Annotated in this window: 3 protein-coding genes; 2 read left to right on the top strand and 1 reads right to left on the bottom strand. The window is 34.0% G+C overall.

Translation table 11 applies throughout. From position 1 onward, the window contains the following. A partial coding sequence (glmS, locus tag IDG60_RS05965; RefSeq protein WP_086102086.1) for a glutamine--fructose-6-phosphate transaminase (isomerizing) occupies nucleotides 1-1,052 on the bottom strand: 1,052 nt, incomplete at its 3' end. A 680-nt stretch (nucleotides 1,053-1,732) separates the two neighbouring features. Here glmS and IDG60_RS05960 point away from each other — a divergent pair. Both IDG60_RS05960 and IDG60_RS05955 read left to right on the top strand, forming a co-directional pair. Beyond that, nucleotides 1,733-3,271 carry a PTS mannitol transporter subunit IIBC gene (locus tag IDG60_RS05960; protein ID WP_000083807.1) on the top strand — a complete coding sequence of 513 codons (1,539 nt, stop codon included), beginning with the start codon at nucleotides 1,733-1,735 and terminating at the stop codon, nucleotides 3,269-3,271. Between the two features lie 34 nt (nucleotides 3,272-3,305). After that, the coding region (locus tag IDG60_RS05955) for a BglG family transcription antiterminator (RefSeq protein WP_206160557.1) at nucleotides 3,306-4,862 on the top strand (1,557 nt) is incomplete at its 3' end.

Genomic DNA, 4,862 nt, shown 5'->3' with positions numbered 1-4,862 from the left:
GTTTCACCTGATTGAGAAATATAAACGAACAATGGTTTTTCAGATAATAATGGCATGTTGTAGACAAACTCTGATGCAACGTGTACTTCAGTTGGTACGCCAGCCCATTTTTCTAAAAATTCTTTACCTACTAAACCTGCATGGTAGCTTGTACCTGCTGCAATAACGTAAATGCGGTCTGCTTCTTTAACATCATTGATGATGTCTTGATCAATTTTCAAGTTACCTTCTGCATCTTGATATTCTTGAATAATACGACGCATTACTGCTGGTTGTTCATGAATTTCTTTTAACATGTAGTGTGCATAAACACCTTTTTCAGCATCTGATGCATCAATTTCAGCAATATATGAATCACGTTCTACAACGTTTCCATCTGCATCTTTAATAATAACTTCATCTTTTTTAACAATAACGATTTCATGGTCATGGATTTCTTTATATTCGCTTGTCACTTGTAACATTGCAAGTGCGTCTGATGCGATAACATTGAAACCTTCACCAACACCTAATAATAATGGTGATTTATTTTTAGCAACATAGATTGTGTCTTTGTCTTCAGCATCTAATAAACCTAATGCATATGAACCATGTAATAATGACACAACTTTTGTAAATGCTTCTTCAGTTGAAAGTCCTTGATTTGAAAAGTATTCAACTAATTGAACGATAACTTCTGTATCTGTTTCTGAAATGAATGATACACCTTGTAAGTATTCACCTTTTAACTCTTCATAGTTTTCAATAACACCGTTATGAACTAGAGTAAAACGGCCATTTGATGATTGATGTGGATGAGAGTTTTCATGATTCGGTACACCGTGTGTTGCCCAACGTGTGTGACCGATTCCAACAGGTCCATCAAAATCGCTACTATCAGCAACTTTACGTAATTCTGCAATACGACCTTTTTCTTTAAATACAGTTGTATTATCATCATTTACTACCGCGATACCTGCAGAGTCATAACCTCTGTATTCTAATTTTTCTAAACCTTTTAATAATAATTCTTTGGCATTATCATAGCCAATATAACCAACAATTCCACACATAACGACATTTTCCTCCATATTGGAATAGTACGCGTAAATTATGATTTATTGCCGATAATTTAGATTGACAATCTGCTTTCATAATATAAATAGGAACATGCTATTATCGCATTCATCCATAACAAATTAAGCATAGTTATTTTTACAACTATACAAATTGCTCACACTGTACTTTCCATATTAATATTTTTTATATTCAATTTCTGGCGATCTTATTAACTTTGTCCATTAAGTCACCCTAATGTTTTACTTAATAAGCTAACGAATGAGCCACATCCGGGATAGCATCCGCCGATCTATTCGATCACTATCCTCCTCGTCTACAAATACATATATTGCACTCTATAAAGGCCACTCATATATTAACCTTTAATCTTCAAATACAAATATTTATTTGCACAGGCGCTTTAACTGTACTGCCGAACTTTCCCCCTTTCCATTAATCATTATTGTACAACGGTGTTGTTTTGTTTTGCAAATATTTTCACAATAAAATTTTAAAAATCCTAAAACAATTTTTTTGTTTTACTTTTTCAAAATATCTATACTGTCACATTGATGACACTTTATTTAATTTTGTCACATTTATTTTGACAAAGTTGATTTTTGTTTATATTGAGTAACAAGTAACGTCTCTATACACTATATATAGTCACATATATTAAAAAAGAGGTGTAAATATGTCGCAAACTGAAGAGAAAAAAGGAATTGGTCGTCGCGTTCAAGCATTCGGATCATTTTTGAGTAGTATGATTATGCCAAACATTGGTGCATTCATCGCTTGGGGTTTCATCGCGGCCATTTTTATAGATAATGGATGGTTACCTAACAAAGATTTAGCTACTTTAGCAGGACCAATGATTACTTATTTAATCCCATTATTGATCGCATTTAGTGGTGGTCGTTTAATTTATGATTTACGTGGTGGTATCATCGCAGCAACAGCAACTATGGGGGTCATCGTTGCATTACCTGATACACCAATGTTACTTGGTGCAATGATTATGGGTCCACTTGTTGGTTGGTTAATGAAGAAGACCGACCAATTGATTCAACCTAGAACGCCACAAGGTTTTGAAATGTTATTTAATAACTTTTCTGCTGGTATTTTAGGATTTATCATGACGATTGCAGGATTTAAAATTTTAGCACCACTTATGAAATTTATTATGCATATTTTATCAGTGGCAGTTGAAGCATTAGTACATGCACACCTACTTCCACTTGTAAGTATTTTAGTAGAGCCTGCAAAAATTGTATTTTTAAACAATGCGATTAACCATGGTGTATTCACACCGCTTGGTGCAGATCAAGCTGCAAAAGCTGGTCAATCAATTTTATACACAATTGAATCTAACCCTGGACCAGGTTTAGGTATCTTACTTGCTTATATGATTTTTGGAAAAGGCACTGCAAAAGCAACGTCATATGGTGCTGGAATTATCCACTTCTTAGGTGGTATTCATGAAATTTATTTCCCATATGTATTAATGCGTCCTTTATTATTTATCGCTGTTATTTTAGGTGGAATGACTGGTGTTGCAACTTATCAAGCAACAGGATTTGGATTTAAAAGTCCCGCGTCACCAGGTTCATTTATAGTTTACTGTTTAAATGCACCTAGAGGTGAATTCTTGCACATGTTGCTCGGTGTCTTCCTTGCTGCACTTGTATCATTCGTTGTAGCTGCTTTAATTATGAAGTTCACTAGAGAACCAAAGCAGGATTTAGAAGCTGCGACAGCTCAAATGGAAAATACTAAAGGGAAAAAATCAAGCGTTGCTTCTAAGTTAGTATCTTCTGATAAAAATGTTAATACAGAAGAAAATGCTAGTGGTAATGTTAGTGAAACATCTTCATCAGATGATGATCCTGAAGCACTATTGGATAATTACAACACTGAAGATGTTGATGCACACAATTACAATAATATAAATCATGTTATTTTTGCCTGCGATGCGGGTATGGGTTCTAGTGCAATGGGTGCAAGCATGTTACGTAATAAATTTAAAAAGGCGGGCATTAATGATATTACAGTTACAAATACTGCGATTAATCAATTGCCAAAAGATGCTCAATTAGTTATCACTCAGAAAAAACTAACTGATCGTGCTATTAAACAAACACCAAATGCCATCCATATTTCAGTGGATAATTTCCTTAATTCACCAAGATATGAAGAACTTTTAAATAATCTAAAAAAAGATGATCAAGCATAATAATTAAATAAATTAAAAAATGGAGGATACCGCCATGTTATTGAGTACACGTGAAAAAGAAATGATAGCCCTATTGATTAAGTACCACAGTCAATATATCACTATACACGACATTGCTCAGCAACTTGCGGTGTCCTCTCGTACTATTCACCGTGAATTAAAAGGTGTTGAAGCATATTTAACTTCATTTTCATTAACTTTAGAACGCGCAAACAAAAAAGGGCTACGCATTGCTGGCGCAGATTCTGATTTAAACGATTTGAAGCAATCGATTGCACAACATCAAACCATTGACTTATCTGTTGAAGAGCAGAAAGTAATTATTATATACGCTTTGATACAAGCCAAGGAGCCAGTTAAACAATATAGTTTAGCGCAAGAAATTGGCGTTTCTGTCCAGACTTTAGCAAAGATGTTAGATGATTTAGAGCTTGATTTAAATAAGTACCAACTATCTTTATCTCGAAAGCGTGGCGAAGGCATTTACTTGGTAGGTACTGAATCAAAGAAACGTGAATTTTTAAGTCAATTAATGGTGAATAACTTAAATAGTACTAGCGTTTATTCAGTAATTGAAAATCATTTTGTCTTTCATTCATTAAATCAAATCCACAAAGACTTTGTTGACTTAGAGCGCATTTTTAATGTTGAAAGACTATTAATGGACTACCTAAGTGCCTTACCCTACCAACTTACCGAATCAAGTTATTTAACTTTAACTGTCCATATCGTGCTATCCATTTCACGTATAAAAAATGGAGAGTATGTCGCATTAAACGATGATATTTATGATTCTGTACAAAACACATTTGAACACAAAGTAGCAAGCGAACTTGCTGATAAACTTGGTCAAATATATGACGTCACGTTTAATCAGGCAGAAATTGCTTTCATTACTATCCATTTACGTGGAGCTAAACGAAAAAATCTTAATGATACATCATTAAATAATCGTTGTGAAGAAAACAAAATTAAAGCGTTTGTTAACAAAGTAGAAATGATTTCCGGTATGACATTTGCAGATTTGGATACTTTAGTAGATGGACTGACGCTACACCTTAATCCTGCAATCAATCGTTTGCAAGCTAATATCGAGACCTATAATCCGTTAACAGACATGATTAAGTTCAAATATCCAAGACTATTTGAAAATGTAAGATTAGCTTTAAATGATTGTTGGCCTGATTTGATTTTTCCAGAGAGTGAAATTGCTTTTATAGTTTTACACTTTGGTGGCTCGATTAAAAACCAAGGTAATCGATTTTTAAACATATTAGTCGTTTGCAGCAGTGGTATGGGAACTAGTCGTCTATTATCAACTCGTCTAGAGCAAGTTTTTAGTGAGATTGAGCGTATTACACAAGCATCAGTCAGCGATTTGAAGTCACTAGATTTAAGTCAATATGATGGCATTATTTCTACTGTGAATTTAGACATCGACTCCCCCTATTTAACGGTAAACCCATTATTACCAGATAGTGATATCAGTTATGTCGCACAGTTTTTAAATACAAAGTCTACGTTCCAAGAGACGCATGATAAATCATCAAACATGATTGATAAGGATGATGTTCATGTTGAAACGAAAGAT

Source organism: Staphylococcus sp. EG-SA-2 (assembly GCF_017152085.1).
This window is presented reverse-complemented; position numbering and strand designations above follow the sequence as displayed.